Raw genomic sequence first — 15,748 nt, forward strand, 5'->3', positions numbered from 1 at the left:
GCGGGATGCCGCGGCTGGCACGCGAGTGTGTCGCACAGCTTAGAGGATGTAGCGCGACAGGTCTTCGTCCTGGGCCAGCTCGCCCAGGTGGCCGTTGACGTAGGCGGCGTCGATGCGGATCGGGGCCTCCTCGTGTTGTGCCGCGAGGTCGCCGGCGCTGAAGGAGACTTCCTCCAGCAGGCGCTCCAGCAGCGTGTGCAGGCGACGGGCCCCGATGTTCTCGGTCTTCTCGTTGACCTGCCAGGCGATCTCGGCCAGGCGCTTGATGCCCTCGGGGGCGAACTCGACGTTCAGGCCCTCGGTCTTCAGCAGTGCGGTGTACTGCTCGGTGAGGGAGGCATGGGGTTCGGTGAGGATGCGCTCGAAGTCCTCCGGGGAGAGGGCCTTGAGTTCCACGCGGATCGGCAGGCGACCCTGCAGCTCGGGCACCAGGTCACTGGGCTTGGCCAGGTGGAAGGCGCCGGAGGCGATGAACAGGATGTGGTCGGTCTTGACCATGCCGAGCTTGGTGTTGACGGTGCAGCCTTCAATCAGCGGCAGCAGGTCACGCTGCACGCCCTCGCGGGAGACGTCGGCACCACCGACGTTGGCGCGCTTGGCGACCTTGTCGATCTCGTCGATGAAGACGATACCGTTCTGCTCCACGGCTTCCAGGGCGCGGGCCTTGAGTTCTTCCTCGTTGACCAGGCGCGCGGCCTCCTCGTCGCGGACCATCTTCAGCGCGTCCTTGACCTTGAGCTTGCGGCTCTTGCGCTTGCCCTTGCCCATGTTGGAGAACAGGTTTTGCAGCTGGCTGGTCATCTCCTCCATGCCGGGCGGGGCCATGATCTCGACGCCGGCCGGGTTCTCGGCCACTTCGATGTCGATTTCCTTGTCGTCCAGCTGGCCTTCGCGCATGCGCTTGCGGAACAGCTGGCGGGTGTTGGTGTCCTCGCGCTGCGGCTCGTCGCCGAAGCCGCTGCGGGCGGGCGGCAGCAGGGCGTCGAGGATGCGCTCCTCGGCGGCGTCTTCGGCGCGGTGGCGAACCTTGTGGATCTCCTGCTCGCGCATCATCTTCACGGCGGCATCGGCCAGGTCGCGGATGATCGACTCGACGTCGCGGCCGACGTAGCCCACTTCGGTGAACTTGGTGGCTTCGACCTTGATGAACGGGGCGTTGGCCAGCTTGGCCAGGCGGCGGGCTATCTCGGTCTTGCCGACGCCGGTGGGGCCGATCATCAGGATGTTCTTCGGCGTCACCTCGGCCCGCAGCTCGGCGGGCAGCTGCATGCGCCGCCAGCGGTTGCGCAGGGCGATGGCGACGGCGCGCTTGGCGTCTTCCTGGCCGACGATGTGGCGGTTGAGTTCGTGGACGATCTCGCGGGGGGTCATGGACATGGATGTCGCTCCGGGGCTGGACAGGGCGCTCATTCGGCGCTGTCCAGCTCCTCTATGGTCAGGTTCTGGTTGGTGAACACGCAGATGGAGCCGGCGATGTTCAGGGCGGTCTCGGCGATTTCCCGCGCGGAGAGGTCGGTGCGCTGCAGCAGGGCGGTGGCCGCGGCCTGGGCGAAACCGCCGCCGGAGCCCATGGCGATCAGGCCGTGCTCGGGTTCGACCACGTCACCATTGCCGGTGATGATCAGCGAGGCGTCCTTGTTGGCCACGGCCAACATGGCTTCCAGGCGGCTCAGGGAACGGTCGGTACGCCAGTCCTTGGCCAGCTCGACGGCTGCCCGCACGAGGTGGCCCTGGTGTTTCTCCAGTTGGCCTTCGAAGCGCTCGAACAGGGTGAAGGCATCGGCGGTGGCGCCGGCGAAGCCGGCCAGCACCTGGCCGTGATACAGCCGGCGCACCTTCTTGGCGTTGCCTTTCATGACGGTGTTGCCGAGGGAAACCTGGCCGTCGCCGCCCATGACGACTTTGCCGTTGCGGCGGACTGAAACGATGGTGGTCAAGGGAGGAGTCTCCACGCAGCGGGGCGAAAATGCCCGAATGGAAACCCAGATGGGGGAGCCCGCGCGGCTTTTCAACCGCGCGGGGGTGATTCGTCGATCAGCGTGCCTGCCGCTGTTGCAACAGGAGATTACCGAAGCCGCTGCCGGCCAGCTGTTTCTGCGCGGTGGCGAGCTGCTCGCGGCTGGCGAAGGGGCCGACCAGCACGCGGTACCAGGTTTCCTCGCGCACGGTGCCGGACTCCACCTGGACGTTTTGGCCCAGCAGGATGATCTGGGCGCGGACGCGGTCGGCGTCTTCCTTCTTGCGGAAGGAGCCGGCCTGGAGGAAGAACTGGGTGGTGGTCGGCGCCTTGGCCACGGTGGGCGGAGGCGGCGGCACCTGGCCGGCGAGGGCGGCTTCGGCCCGTGCCTTGTCGATCTTCGCGGCTTCTTCCGGGGTCACCGGCTGCTGGGGCGTCGGCGGGGTGGCCGGCGTCTCCTTGGGCAGGGCGTCCGGCGGCACGATGACCTCGGACTCCGGCAGCAGCGTGTAGAAGTCGTACTTCGGCTTGGCCGGCTCGCTCTCCGCCGGGGGCTGCGCGGGCTGGGCCTGGCCCTGGGGCTTGGGCTTGCCGCCGGCGGCCTGCTGCTGTTGCTCGGGCTTGGCGCGGCGGATGTCGTCGCGGCCGGGCTCGAGCTTCATCAGCATGACCACGAAGCCGCCGATGACCAGGCCGATGGCCAGCCAGACCCAGCCGGGCACCGGCTTCTTCGCCGGTGCCTGGTAGCGGCTGGCTCCGCGTTTGGGGGCTGCTTTCTTCTTCGCCATGGGTCCGTTACATGCGTTCCAGGGTGTTCAGGCCGAGGAGTTCCAGGCCTTGCTTGAGGGTGCGACCGGTGAGGGCGGCGAGGCGCAGGCGGCTCTGCTGGGTGGCTTCGTCCTCGGCGGCGAGGATCGGGCAGTTCTCGTAGAAGCTGGAGAACAGGCCGGCCAGGTCGTAGAGGTAGGTGCAGAGGATGTGCGGCACGCCCTTGGCGGCGACGTTGTTGAGGATGTCGGCGAACTGCGCCAGCTTGGCGGCCAGGGCCTGCTCCTGCTCGGCGGCGAGGACGATCTGCCCGCCGATCTCGTCGACGCCCTTGCCCAGCTTGCGGAACACGCTGGCAGTGCGGGTGTAGGCGTAGAGCAGGTAGGGAGCGGTGTTGCCTTCGAAGCTCAGCATCTGCTCGAAGTTGAAGCTGTAGTCGCTGGTGCGGTGCTTGGAGAGGTCGGCGTACTTGACGGCGCCGATGCCGACGGCGCGGGCGATCTGGCGCAGTTCGGCCTCGTCCAGCTCCGGGTTCTTCTCCTTGACCAGGGCATAGGCGCGCTCTTCGGCCTCGTTGAGCAGGTCGATCAGCTTGATGGTGCCGCCGTCGCGGGTCTTGAAGGGCTTGCCGTCGGCGCCGTTCATGGTGCCGAAGCCCATGTGCTCCATCTCGAACTCGGGGCGCACGAAGCCGGCGAGGCGCGCGGCGGCGAAGACCATCTGGAAGTGCAGGGCCTGGCGCTGGTCGACGAAGTAGAGGGCGCGGTCGGCCTTGAGCACGCCGCTGCGGTAGCGGGTGGCTGCGAGGTCGGTGGTGGCGTAGAGGTAGCCACCGCCGGCCTTCTGCACGATCAGCGGCAGCGGGTCGCCTTCGGCGTTCTTGAACTCGTCCATGAACACGCACAGCGCGCCGTCGCTTTCGGTGAGCAGGCCCTTGGCACGCAGGTCGGCGACCACGTTGGGCAGGTCGTCGTTGTAGGCGCTCTCGCCCTTGACGTCGGCCATGGTCAGCTTCACGCCCAGGCGGTCGTAGACGGCCTGGCAGTGGCTGAGGGAGATGTCGTTGAAGCGGTTCCAGAGGCGCAGGCACTCGGCATCGCCGGCCTGCAGCTTGACCACCAGTTCGCGGGCGCGGTCGGCGAATTCGCTGGATTCGTCGAAGCGCTTCTTGGCGGCGCGGTAGAAGCCTTCCAGGTCCGACAGCTCGGCGTCGCTGTCCACCGGCTGCTCCTGCATGTAGGCCAGCAGCATGCCGAACTGGGTGCCCCAGTCGCCCACGTGGTTCTGGCGGATCACCTCGTCGCCGAGGAACTCCAGCACGCGGGCCACGCCGTCACCGATGATGGTGGAGCGCAGGTGGCCGACGTGCATCTCCTTGGCCAGGTTGGGGGCGGAGAGGTCGACCACCACGCGCTGGGCCGGGCCGGCCTTGCTCACGCCGAGGTGGGCGTCGGCCAGGGCGGCGTCCAGGCGCTGGGCCAGGGCCTGGGTGTTCTGGAAGAAGTTGAGGAAGCCGGGGCCGGCGATCTCCACCTTGCTCACCTGATCATCCTGGGGCAGGGCGGCGATCAGCTTCTCGGCCAGGTCGCGCGGCTTCAGGCCGGCGGGCTTGGCCAGCATCATGGCGATGTTGCTGGCGAAGTCGCCGTGGGTCTTGTCCTTGGTGTTTTCCACCTGGATGGTGGGGGTCAGGCCTTCGGGCAGTACGCCTTCGCTGGCGAGACGGTTCAGGGCGTGCTGGATCAGCTGGCGAATGGTGTCTTTCATGTTCTGCTCTCGGCCGGAAGTCGGCGGCGCCGTGGCGCTGGTTGAAAACCGCGCATTATCGGCGTGCAGTGCCTGCCGCTTCAAGCGCCAGGCGCCGAGGGGCGCCTGTGACTGTGGGGCGCGTCAGAACAGGTCGATCGGGTCGACATCCAGGGACCAGCGTACGGCCCGGCCGCCGGGGAGCTGTTCCAGGGCCTGGGACCAGGGGGTGAGCAGGCGGTGCAGGGTGGCGCGGCTGTTGGCCTGGAGCAGCAGCTGGGCGCGGTGCTTGCCGGCACGGCGCTCCATGGGGGCGGGGACGGGGCCGAGCAGCTCGACCCCGCTGAGGTGCAGCTCGGCCAGCTGCTGTTCGGCTTCGGCACAGGCGCTGTCGAGGAAGGCTTCGGCCTGCCCGGGCTTGTGTGCTTCGGCCCGCAGCAGGGCCAGGTGGGCGAAGGGCGGCAGGCCGGCGGCGCGACGCTCGGAGAGGGCCTGCTCGGCGAAGGCGAAGTAGCCCTCTTCGGTGAGTTGCACCAGCAGCGGGTGGTCGGCCAAGTGGGTCTGGATAATCACCCGGCCCGGTTCTTCCGCGCGGCCGGCGCGACCGGCCACCTGGACGATGAGCTGGGCCATGCGCTCGCTGGCGCGGAAGTCGGCGGAGAACAGGCCGCCATCGGCGTCGAGGATCGCCACCAGGGTGACCCGGGGGAAGTGGTGCCCCTTGGCGAGCATCTGGGTTCCCACGAGGATGCAGGGCTCGCCCTTGTTGATGGTGCCGAACAGCTGGGTCATCGCATCCTTGCGTGAGGTGCTGTCGCGGTCGATGCGCAGCACGGGGAACTGCGGGAAGAGGATGCCGAGGCGTTCTTCGGCGCGCTCGGTGCCGGCGCCGATGGGGCGCAGGTCGACCTTGCCGCAGTCGGGGCAGTTGTCCGGGCGGCGCTGGACGTGGCCGCAGTGGTGGCAGCGCAGCTCGTTGTGGCGCTGGTGCAGGGTCATACGGGCGTCGCAGCGGGTGCACTGGCTGATCCAGCCGCAGTCGTGGCACAGCAGGGTGGGTGAGAAGCCTCGGCGGTTGAGGAAGACCAGCACCTGCTGGCCAGCCTCCAGGGTCTGCTGGATGGCCTGTTGCAATGGGCCGGAGATGCCGCTGTCGAGCGGGCGGCTCTTCACGTCCAGGCGCAGGAAACGCGGCTGCCGGGCGCCGCCTGCGCGCTGGGTCAGCCGCAGCAGGCCGTAGCGGCCGGCGTAGGCGTTCTGCAGGCTTTCCAGGGAGGGGGTGGCGGAGCCCAGCAGGATCGGCACGTTCTCCTGGCGGGCGCGGACGATGGCCAGGTCGCGGGCGTGGTAGCGCAGGCCCTCCTGCTGTTTATAGGAAGCGTCGTGTTCTTCGTCGACGATGATCAGCCCGGGGTTCTTCATGGGGGTGAACAGGGCCGAGCGGGTGCCGATGATGATGTCGGCCTCGCCATCGCGGGCGGCGAGCCAGGCGTCCAGGCGTTCGCGGTCGTTGACGGCGGAGTGCAGCAGGGCGACGCGGGCGTTGAAGCGCCGGGAGAAGCGTTCGAGGGTCTGCGGGCCGAGGTTGATCTCGGGGATCAGCACCAGGGCCTGCTTGCCGGCCTGCAGGGTCTCGCGGATCAGTTGCAGGTAGACCTCGGTCTTGCCGCTGCCGGTGACGCCGGCGAGCAGGAAGGCGTTGAACTGGCCGAAGGAGGACTGCACCGCGTCGAAGGCGGCCCGCTGCTCGCCGTTGAGTGGCAGTTCGGCCTGGGCCAGCCAGTGTTCGTGGCGTGGCGCGGGGGCATGGCGGCGGGTCTCCACGCGCGCCAGTCCCTTTTCCAGCAGCAGGTCGAGGCTGTCCTTGTTCAGCTGCAACTGTGCGAGCAACTGGTGGGCGACGCCGTGGGGGTGCTGGGCGAGGATGGCCAGGGCCTGGCGCTGGCGTGGTGCGCGGGCCAGGCGTGGGTCGTCGGCGCGGGCGCCTTCGCAGGCGTGCCAGAAGCGCTCCTGGCGGGCTTCGGCCGGTTCGCCCTGGCGCAGCAGCACGGGGAGTGCCCAGCTGAGGGTGTCGCCGAGGCTGTGTTGGTAGTACTGGGCCGTCCACAGGCAGAGCTGGAACAGCGGCGCCGGCAATGGCGGCTGGCGGTCCAGCAGGGCAAGTGCGGGGCGGAGCTTGTCCTCCGGGACTTCGCTGCGGTCGCTGACTTCCACCAGCACGCCGATGATTTCGCGACGGCCGAACGGCACCCGCACGCGTATGCCGGGCTGCAAGGCGGCCGGGGCCACGCCGGCAGGGGCGCGGTAGTCGAACAGGCGGCGCAGGGGCGAGGGCAGGGCGAGTCGCAGGATGGGGCTGGGCACGGGGAACTCCGGTGGGGGCCCGGGGATGCTAGGGGGATGCCGTTCCCGTCGCAAGCGGCGGGGTGGGTGCCGTGCGTCGCTCGGCGCAGGCTGCGCTTGCGCGTCGGGGAAGGTCTGGTATCATCTCGCGCCTGTTTCCGTGCGGTACTCGACATAGGGTCGGGTGGCGGCACGCCAGACCTGAGGATCAAGCCATGAAACCGGAAATCCATCCCGAATACGTAGCGATCGAAGCTACCTGCAGCTGCGGTAACGTCATCAAGACCCGCTCCACCCTGGGCAAGAACATCAGCCTCGACGTGTGCTCCGAGTGCCACCCGTTCTACACCGGTAAGCAGAAGGTCCTGGACACCGGCGGCCGTATCGATCGCTTCAAGCAGCGCTTCGGCGTGTTCGGCGCCAAATAAGGCCCGTTCGCCGGGAGGCTCGCAACGAGCTCCCAGCTGCACGAAAAGGCGCCCCGAGGGGCGCCTTTTTCATGCCCGCCTTCTGGGCATTGACGCTGTACCGCCGGGCGGCGTAGAACCGCGGCTCCTGGCGCGGTGAACCTCAACGAGGTGGCGATGCCCTTTCTTCCCTGGCTGCTGCTGGTGGTGTGCATGGCACTGGCGAGCGGATGCGCGGTGAACCCGGCCACGGGGCGGGACGACTTCGTGCTGATGGACGAGGCGACCGAGCAGGAGCTTGGCATCCGTTACAACCAGGACGTGCAGCAACGCTACCCCCGCTACCCGGATGCGCAGCTCCAGGCCTATGTCCAGCAGGTCGGGGAGCGGGTGGCCCGGCACAGCCATCGTCCTGACCTGGTCTTCATCTTTACGGTGATCGATTCGCCGGATCTCAACGCCTTTGCCCTGCCGGGCGGCTACATCTATGTGCACCGGGGGCTTTTGGCCTACCTGGGGTCGGAGGCGGAGCTGGCGGCGGTGCTGGCCCATGAGATCGGCCACGTCACGGCGCGCCATGGTGCGCGACAGCGGAGTCAGTCCCAGGCCTGGGGTGCAATCGGCCAGGTAGCGGCGCTGGGCACCGGGGTGGGGGCCGTGGCGGATGCGACGCAACTCCTGGGCGGGGCGCTGGTGCGTGGCTACGGCCGGGAGATGGAGTTGCAGGCCGACGAGTTGGCGCTGCAGTACCTCGCGCGCAGTGGCTATGACCCGCAGGCGCTGGTGAGGGTCATCGAGGTGCTCCAGGCTCAGGATGCCTTCCTCCGCTCGGAGCGTGCTGATCCCGGCCGACAGGTTGGCAGCTACCACGGGCTGTTCGATTCGCATCCGGCCCACGAGGCGCGCCTGCGCCAATTGATGAGTCGAGAAACGGGCTCGGGGGTCTGGAATCGCGATGCCTACTTCCAGGCGCTGGATGGGTTGGTGATCGGGGGGCCGGTGGGGCAGGGCGTGCTGCGTGGTCGACATCTCTCGCACGGGCCCCTGGGGGTGATGCTCGACTATCCGCCGGGGTGGCGAGTGGTCAGCGAGCCGGATTCCGTGACGGCCTACTCGCCAGATGGGGCCGTCTACCTCGGGTTGCACTCGGAACCTGTCGATCCAGGGCTATCGCCGATGGCATTCCTCGGTGCTCGCGTGGGGGATCGGCATCTACTGGACGCGCGCACCCTGGACGGCGCCGCCTTGCCCGGGGCGACGGCCTGGCTCGCTGGCCCGCCGGCCCGACGCGTGGCGGTGGCTTTTGGAGACGCGCGCGCGTATCTCTTCGTCGCCGGGGCCGAGAAGGACGCGACCCTGCGGGATGCCGATGCACAGGTGCTGGCCACCGTCCTTAGTCTCCGTGAAATGACGGAGCAGGATGCGTTCCTCGCCGAACCGGTACGGATTCGTACGGTTAAGGTGGGGAAGGGGCAGCATCTGACAGATTTCATTTCCGTCGGAAACGCTACGGTTTCCACCCACGACCTGGAAAATAGGATACGATTGCTCAAAAATCTGTATCCAATCGGTGATGTGCAACCTGGGGATTGGCTGAAAGTCGTACGTTAGAGGGGTTGACGAGCCGTGACTGCTTAGTCTTGTAGGCCCCTTGCTTCTTGCGTATGCTCGCCCGTCCGTCTGTCATAACAGTAAAAGCGGAATGCCAACATGTCTGATCTGAAAACTGCCGCTCTCGAATACCATGCCCAACCCCGCCCCGGGAAACTGAGCGTCGAGCTGACCAAGCCGACCGCCACTGCCCGCGACCTCTCGCTGGCCTACAGCCCGGGCGTCGCCGAGCCGGTGCGCGAGATCGCCCGTGATCCCGAACTGGCCTACAAGTACACCGGCAAGGGCAACCTGGTGGCAGTGATTTCCGACGGCACCGCCATCCTTGGCCTCGGCAACCTCGGCCCGCTGGCCTCCAAGCCGGTCATGGAAGGCAAGGGTGTTCTGTTCAAGCGCTTCGCCGGTGTCGACGTGTTCGACATCGAGGTGGACGCCGAGAGCCCGCAGGCCTTCATCGACACCGTCAAGCGCATCTCCATCACCTTCGGCGGCATCAACCTTGAAGACATCAAGGCGCCCGAGTGCTTCGAGATCGAGCGCACCCTGATCGAACAGTGCGACATCCCGGTCTTCCACGATGACCAGCACGGCACCGCCATCGTGACGGCCGCCGGCATGCTCAATGCCCTGGAAATCGCCGGCAAGACCCTGCCGGAAGCCCAGATTGTCTGCCTGGGTGCCGGCGCTGCCGCCATCTCCTGCATGAAGCTGCTGGTGAGCATGGGCGCCAAGGTCGAGAACATCTACATGGTCGACCGCAAGGGCGTGATCCACGCCGGCCGTGATGACCTGAACCAGTACAAGGCCGTCTTCGCCCACGAGACCTCCAAGCGCACTCTGTCCGATGCCCTGGAAGGGGCGGACGTGTTCGTCGGTCTGTCCGGCGCCAACCTGCTGAGCGCGGAAGATCTCAAGCGCATGGCGGCCAACCCGATCGTCTTCGCCTGCTCCAACCCGGATCCGGAAATCCAGCCGGAGCTGGCCCATGCGACCCGCAGCGACGTGATCATGGCCACCGGCCGTTCGGACTACCCGAACCAGGTGAACAACGTGCTGGGCTTCCCCTTCATCTTCCGCGGTGCGCTGGACGTTCGTGCCACTCGCATCAACGAAGAAATGAAGATCGCAGCAGCGCTGGCGCTGCGTGACCTGGCCAAGCAGCCGGTGCCCAAGGATGTCTGCGATGCCTACGGCGTGGCTTCCCTGGAGTTCGGCCGTGAGTACATCATTCCGAAGCCGATGGACAAGCGCCTGATCACCGTGGTTTCCGACGCGGTTGCCAAGGCGGCCATCGAGTCCGGCGTAGCGACCCTGCCGTATCCGAAGCACTACCCGCTGAAGTCGGTGGACGATGTGTTTCAGGGCTGATCGCCGCTGATGTGAAGAACCCGCCTGCTGGCGGGTTTTTCATGCCTGGCGGATGTGTTCGGCTGAAAAGGAAGAGCCCGCTGATCGCGGGCTCTTCTCGTTTGCTCAGAACAGATCGATGGGTGCAGCTTCGTCCGCTGGCAGGGGGCTGCCTGGGATGCTGGAGCCCGGGTCGAGCTCACTCATGGGTGGAGGCGAGTCTTCGCTCTTGAATAGCTCGAAGAATGCATTGGGCGTTCCCGGTGTTGCTGCGCGCCCGCTCAGGGGGTCGATGCGCAGCGTGAGAATCCCCTCGGGTTCTGGCTGGACGTGCTCCGGTTTGTCCTTCAGGGCTGCACTCATGTAGCTCATCCAGATCGGTAGGGCGACCGTGCCGCCGTACTCGTGCCGACCCAGGCTCTCGGGCTGGTCGAAGCCGACCCACACCGTGGTGATGTAGTCGGCGTTGTAGCCGGAGAACCAGCTGTCCTTGGATTCGTTGGTGGTGCCGGTCTTGCCCGCGATATCGCCACGCCCCATGGCCAGGGCGCGTCGGCCGGTGCCGCGCTTGATCACGTCCTGCAGCATGCTGGTCAGGATGTAGGTGGTGCGGGCATCGACGATACGCTCGGCGGTGGCCGGTTCCGCAGTTGCATCATGGTTGAGCTGGGTGTCGGGCGCTGCGTTGACCTGGGCCATGCTGGTGCTGGGTTTGTCGTCCTGCGGCACGCGGGGCGGGTTGGCGTTGAAGATGACCTTGCCTTCCCGGTTTTCGATTCGCTCGATCAGGTAGGGCTGGATCTTGTAGCCGCCGTTGGCGAAGGTGCTCCAGCCGGTCGCGATCTCCATCGGGGTGAGGGTGGCAGTGCCCAAGGCGAGGGAGAGGTTACGCGGCAGTTCCTCCTTGTTGAAACCGAAGCGGCTGATGTAGTTGATCGCGTAGTCGATCCCCACGGCCTGCAGAAGGCGGATGGAAACCAGGTTGCGCGACTTGTACAGCGCTTCCCGCATGCGGATGGGGCCGAGGAAGGTGTTGTTGTCGTTCTTGGGGCGCCACACCTTGTCCAGGTATTCGTCGACGAAGACGATGGGGGCGTCGTTGACCAGGCTGGCGGCAGTGAAGCCGTTATCCAGTGCTGCACTATAAAGGAAGGGTTTGAAGCTCGAGCCGGGTTGGCGCTTGGCCTGGGTGGCGCGGTTGTAGTTGCTCTGCTCGAACGAGAAGCCGCCGACCAGGGAGAGGATGGCGCCGCTGTAAGGGTCGAGTGAAACCAGGGCACTCTGGGCTGAAGGCTGCTGGCTGAACAACAGGGCGCCGTCAGGTTGGCGCAGTACGCGGATCAGGTCGCCAACCTGTACCACGTCTGCCGGCTGGCGCGGGCGGGCGCCGAGGCTGTTGGTGTTCAGGTAGGGGCGGGCCCACTTCATGCTGTCCCAGCTGACTGCCTCTTCATTGCCGCTGCGAGTCAGCACGAGGATGCCGCTCTGCTCGACCTGGGTGACGATAGCGGGCTCAAGGCCGCCAATCGTGCGCTGCTTGGCAAGCTCCTGACCCCATCCTTCGCGGGTCATGCCGGGAAGTCGGGTTTCCGGGCCGCGGTAGCCGTGGCGCTGGTCGTACTCCATCAGGCCGCTGCGCAGGGCGACGTTGGCGGCTTCCTGCAGGTCGCTCGGTGTCGTGACAGTGACGCGGAACCCTTCGGTGTAGGCGTCGCTGCCGTAACGTCCGACCATTTCGGCGCGAGCCATCTCGGCGATGTAGGGTGCGTTCACTTCTGGGGTCGGAACATGGTAGCTCGCGTCGATCGGTTCACTGATGGCGGCCTCGTAGCGCGCCTGGTCGATCTTGCCCAGCTTGAACATGCGCCCGAGGATCCAGTCGCGACGCTCCTTGCTGCGGGTCGGGTTGACCAGTGGGTTGAAGCGAGAAGGCGCCTTCGGCAGGCCGGCGATCATGGCCATCTGGGCCAGGCTCAGCTCCCGGATTGACTTGCCGTAGTAGACCTGTGCAGCGGCTTCGATGCCGTAGGCGCGGTTGCCCAGGTAGATCTTGTTGACGTAGAGCTCAAGGATCTCGTCTTTGCTGAGCTCTCGTTCGATCTGCAGGGCAAGAAGTATCTCGTTGATCTTTCTGGAGAAACTCCGCTCGCTGGTGAGGAAGTAGTTCTTCGCCACCTGCATGGTGATGGTGCTGCCGCCGCTCTGGATATGTCCGCTTTTCAATAATTGAGTGGCAGCGCGCACCAGGCTCGTGAGGTCGACGCCATAATGGTTGGCAAAGTTGTCGTCTTCCGCCGCCAGCAGGGACTGGATGAATTCCGGGGGGATGTCCGCGAAACGGATCGGTGCCCGCCTCATCTCGCCGAACTCGGCGATCAGCTTCCCATCGCTGCTATACACGCGCAGCGGTATCTGCAGCTGGATGCTGCGCAGGGAATCGACAGACGGAAGACTCGGGCTAAGGTAGAGATAAGCGCCGCTGAAACTGAGCAACAGCCCACAAAAAACAGCAACGCAAGACCACCAGAAAAACTTCAGCAGGCGTATCAAGATTCTTGGATTTCCAGGCAAAAGAATGAGTTAAGCGGAAACAGATCTGAAAAGGGAAAAACTGATCACATTATAAGCGTTTTTTTTCCCGGGGAGCCATTTGCGCTTCTGTCAAGACTGTTATTTAATGTGGAAAAACATAAATCGTCCGTAAGTCACGGACGCTGATAGGAAATCGGTCGTGCTAGGGCTCTTCAACAAGAAAGCGAATTCGCTGCTGGGGATCGACATAAGCTCGACCTCGGTCAAGCTCCTCGAATTGAGTCGCTCGGGTGGCCGCTACAAGGTAGAGGCCTACGCCGTCGAGCCGCTCCCGCCAAATGCTGTCGTCGAAAAGAACATTGCTGAGCTGGAAGGCGTCGGCCAGGCACTGTCGCGTGTGGTCGCCAAGGCGAAGGCAGGCTCCAAGCTGGCAGCCGTTGCTGTGGCGGGGTCGGCCGTCATCACCAAGACGATCGAGATGGATGCGGGGCTGTCCGATGACGAGCTGGAGAACCAGCTCAAGATCGAAGCTGACCAGTACATTCCTTATCCCCTTGAAGAAGTAGCCATCGATTTCGAGGTTCAGGGCGTTTCTGCACGAAACCCCGAGCGAATGGATGTGCTGCTGGCAGCCTGCCGTCGCGAGAACGTCGAGGTGCGCGAGGCAGCGCTTGCTCTCGCCGGGCTCACCGCGAAAGTCGTGGATGTCGAGGCCTATGCGCTTGAGCGCGCCTATGGGCTCCTTGCTTCCCAGTTGGGGAATGGATCGGAAGATTTGACGGTTGCGATCGTGGACATCGGCGCGACGATGACCACCCTGAGCGTCTTGAATAATGGTCGCACCATATACAGTCGCGAGCAGTTGTTCGGAGGTCGCCAGTTGACCGAAGAAATTCAGCGCCGCTATGGCCTGTCTGTCGAGGAAGCGGGCTTGGCCAAGAAGCAGGGCGGTCTTCCGGATGACTACGACAGCGAGGTTTTGCAACCGTTCAAAGAGGCAGTTGTCCAGCAAGTCTCGCGGTCGCTGCAGTTCTTTTTTGCAGCGGGTCAGTACAACGATGTCGACTACATCCTCCTGGCTGGCGGGACGGCCTCTATCCCTGATCTGGATCGCCTGATCCAGCAGAAGATCGGAACGCCGACGCTGGTCGCAAACCCCTTCGCCGACATGGCACTGAGCGGCAAAGTCAACGCAGGTGCGCTGGCAAGTGATGCGCCGGCCTTGATGATCGCTTGTGGCTTGGCAATGAGGAGTTTCGACTGATGGCGCGTATTAACCTGCTACCGTGGCGTGAGCAGCTGCGGGAAGAGCGCAAGCAGCGATTCCTGGTGGCCTTGGGCGGTGTGGTCGTTATTTCTGCAGGCCTCGTGTTCCTTGGTGACCAATACCTCAATGGCGAGATCGATAACCAGAACGCCAGAAATGAATTCGTACGCAAGGAAATTTCTGTTCTGGATACGCGCATCAAGGAAATCAGCGAGCTCAAGACGCGCCGGCAGCAGTTGCTGGAGCGCATGAAGATCATTCAGGACCTGCAGGGCAACCGCCCGATCATTGGTCGTGTCTTTGATCAGCTCGTTCGCACTCTACCCGATGGTGTGTATTTCACGACCGTGAAGATGGCAGGGTCCAGTATTGCCATCACTGGGGCAGCTGAATCCAACAACCGTGTTTCCAACTTGATGCGGAATCTGGATGCCTCCGAGTGGTTGACCGCACCGAACCTGACAGAAGTCAAGGCGATCACCGCCGGTGCTGTTGATCAAGCCAACGTGTTTCAACTGACCGTGCAGCAGACACAGCCTGCTGCGGACAATGCCGGAGCCAAGAAATGAGTCTGGCTGATTCTCTGGAAAGTCTGCGCAAGATCGACCTCAACGATCTTGACCTGAATAACGTCGGTTCCTGGCCGTCTGCCGTTAAGGTCATAGCCTGCATTTTGGTGATGGCTGCGATCTTGGCACTGGGTTACAACTTTCACCTCAAGGATCTTGAGGTGCAGCTCGACCAGCAGCGTGCTGAAGAAGAGTCGCTGAAGCAGCAGTTCACCACCAAGGCTTTCCAGGCTGCCAACTTGGAAGCCTACAAGGACCAGATGAAGGAAATGGAGACTTCCTTCGGTGCGCTTCTTCGTCAGCTTCCAAGCGACACCGAAGTTCCTGGTTTGCTTGAGGACATTACGCGCACTGGACTGGGTAGTGGTTTGGAGTTCGAAGAGATCAAGCTCCAGCCGGAAGTGGTTCAGCAGTTCTATATCGAACTGCCTATCCAGATATCGGTAGTAGGCAGCTATCACGACTTGGCGACATTTGTGAGTGGCGTCGCCAGCTTACCGCGTATTGTCACACTGCATGATTTCAGTATTGCTCCGCTCAGCCCGGAAAGTACTTCCAAACTGCGTATGAGTATTTTGGCCAAAACTTACCGATACAACGACAAGGGGCTGCAGAAATGATGCGCGTCAGCTCCAAGGCTGTTCTTGCCTTAGTGGTGTTTTCCAGTTTGTCGGGGTGCGGGAATAGCGGTGATTTCTCGGATCTTCAGGCTTACATGGATGAGGTCCGTGCGCGTCCCAAGGGGACCATTGAACCGTTGCCGAAGTTCCAGCCCTATGAGGCCTTTACTTATAGTGCCGCTGCACTACGGAGTCCCTTCCAGCCTCCGGTGAAAATCGATCTGGCTAACAAGGTGAAAGGCAGCAAGGATGTCCACCCGGATGAAACCCGGGTCAAGCAATTCCTCGAAGGGTTCAATATCGAGACCTTCGAGATGGTGGGTACGCTTTCCAATAACGGTGGGATGTTCGCGTTGGTCCGTGGGGCAGGAGGGGTGCACCGGATCAAGGTTGGCGATTATCTGGGGCGAAATGACGGCAAGGTTGTTTCTATCAGCGAAGGCAAGATTGATGTCGTCGAGATCGTCCCGGATGGAGAGGGTGGCTGGCTTGAGCGTCCTCGGAGTCTCACGCTCATGGAACGCTCTTAAGGGCGGGGTGACTTTATGAACTACAAACACCGGTCTGCACAACGGAATTTG

Annotated in this window: 13 protein-coding genes; 7 read left to right on the top strand and 6 right to left on the bottom strand. The window is 64.2% G+C overall.

Translation table 11 applies throughout. The features are described from left to right. Positions 1-39: 39 nt before the first annotated feature. The 5 genes from hslU to RTK35_RS04010 form a co-directional block, all read right to left on the bottom strand. Entirely contained in the window at positions 40-1,377 is a 1,338-nt protein-coding gene (gene hslU, locus RTK35_RS03990; RefSeq protein ID WP_316907440.1) for an ATP-dependent protease ATPase subunit HslU, read from the bottom strand. A 29-nt stretch (positions 1,378-1,406) separates the two neighbouring features. After that, complete coding sequence (gene hslV / locus RTK35_RS03995) at positions 1,407-1,937, bottom strand: ATP-dependent protease subunit HslV (protein WP_044406703.1); 531 nt, start codon at positions 1,935-1,937, stop codon at positions 1,407-1,409. Between the two features lie 97 nt (positions 1,938-2,034). Next, on the bottom strand, positions 2,035-2,745 hold the full coding sequence (locus RTK35_RS04000; RefSeq protein ID WP_044406706.1) for an SPOR domain-containing protein: 711 nt from the start codon (positions 2,743-2,745) through the stop codon (positions 2,035-2,037). A gap of 7 nt (positions 2,746-2,752) precedes the next feature. Further along, on the bottom strand, positions 2,753-4,492 hold the full coding sequence (gene argS / locus RTK35_RS04005; RefSeq protein WP_316907441.1) for an arginine--tRNA ligase: 1,740 nt from the start codon (positions 4,490-4,492) through the stop codon (positions 2,753-2,755). Positions 4,493-4,615: 123 nt separating this feature from the next. Then, on the bottom strand, positions 4,616-6,835 hold the full coding sequence (locus tag RTK35_RS04010; RefSeq protein ID WP_316907442.1) for a primosomal protein N': 2,220 nt from the start codon (positions 6,833-6,835) through the stop codon (positions 4,616-4,618). A 194-nt stretch (positions 6,836-7,029) separates the two neighbouring features. On the opposite strand from RTK35_RS04010, the gene rpmE reads away from it, so the two are divergent. The 3 genes from rpmE to RTK35_RS04025 all read left to right on the top strand — a co-directional run bounded on the left by rpmE (position 7,030) and on the right by RTK35_RS04025 (position 10,200). Then, positions 7,030-7,242, top strand: coding sequence for a 50S ribosomal protein L31 (gene rpmE, locus RTK35_RS04015; RefSeq protein WP_003453200.1), 213 nt, complete (start codon positions 7,030-7,032; stop codon positions 7,240-7,242). A 156-nt stretch (positions 7,243-7,398) separates the two neighbouring features. Beyond that, positions 7,399-8,832, top strand: coding sequence for a M48 family metalloprotease (locus RTK35_RS04020; RefSeq protein ID WP_316907443.1), 1,434 nt, complete (start codon positions 7,399-7,401; stop codon positions 8,830-8,832). A 99-nt stretch (positions 8,833-8,931) separates the two neighbouring features. Then, complete coding sequence (locus RTK35_RS04025) at positions 8,932-10,200, top strand: malic enzyme-like NAD(P)-binding protein (RefSeq protein ID WP_074973678.1); 1,269 nt, start codon at positions 8,932-8,934, stop codon at positions 10,198-10,200. A 105-nt stretch (positions 10,201-10,305) separates the two neighbouring features. Here RTK35_RS04025 and RTK35_RS04030 read toward each other — a convergent pair whose 3' ends face one another. Beyond that, complete coding sequence (locus RTK35_RS04030; RefSeq protein WP_316907625.1) at positions 10,306-12,726, bottom strand: penicillin-binding protein 1A; 2,421 nt, start codon at positions 12,724-12,726, stop codon at positions 10,306-10,308. Between the two features lie 184 nt (positions 12,727-12,910). Here RTK35_RS04030 and RTK35_RS04035 point away from each other — a divergent pair, with 184 nt between their 5' ends. Genes RTK35_RS04035 through pilP form a run of 4 tightly spaced genes read left to right on the top strand, consistent with a single transcriptional unit; the run spans position 12,911 to position 15,697 of the window. Then, positions 12,911-13,975, top strand: a complete 1,065-nt coding sequence (locus RTK35_RS04035; protein WP_044406728.1) for a pilus assembly protein PilM — start codon at positions 12,911-12,913, stop codon at positions 13,973-13,975. Next, entirely contained in the window at positions 13,975-14,547 is a 573-nt protein-coding gene (gene pilN / locus RTK35_RS04040) for a type 4a pilus biogenesis protein PilN (protein WP_044406731.1), read from the top strand. The genes RTK35_RS04035 and pilN overlap by 1 nt, the downstream gene beginning before the upstream one ends. Then, complete coding sequence (gene pilO, locus RTK35_RS04045) at positions 14,544-15,167, top strand: type 4a pilus biogenesis protein PilO (protein WP_142013726.1); 624 nt, start codon at positions 14,544-14,546, stop codon at positions 15,165-15,167. Before pilN ends, pilO begins: the two co-directional genes overlap by 4 nt. After that, the gene (pilP, locus tag RTK35_RS04050) at positions 15,167-15,697 is read left to right on the top strand and encodes a type 4a pilus biogenesis lipoprotein PilP (RefSeq protein WP_107331194.1); all 531 of its coding nucleotides are present in this window, start codon (positions 15,167-15,169) and stop codon (positions 15,695-15,697) included. Before pilO ends, pilP begins: the two co-directional genes overlap by 1 nt. Positions 15,698-15,748: the final 51 nt, after the last annotated feature.

This window comes from Pseudomonas sp. zfem003 (assembly GCF_032621675.1).
Taxonomy (GTDB): domain Bacteria; phylum Pseudomonadota; class Gammaproteobacteria; order Pseudomonadales; family Pseudomonadaceae; genus Metapseudomonas; species Metapseudomonas otitidis.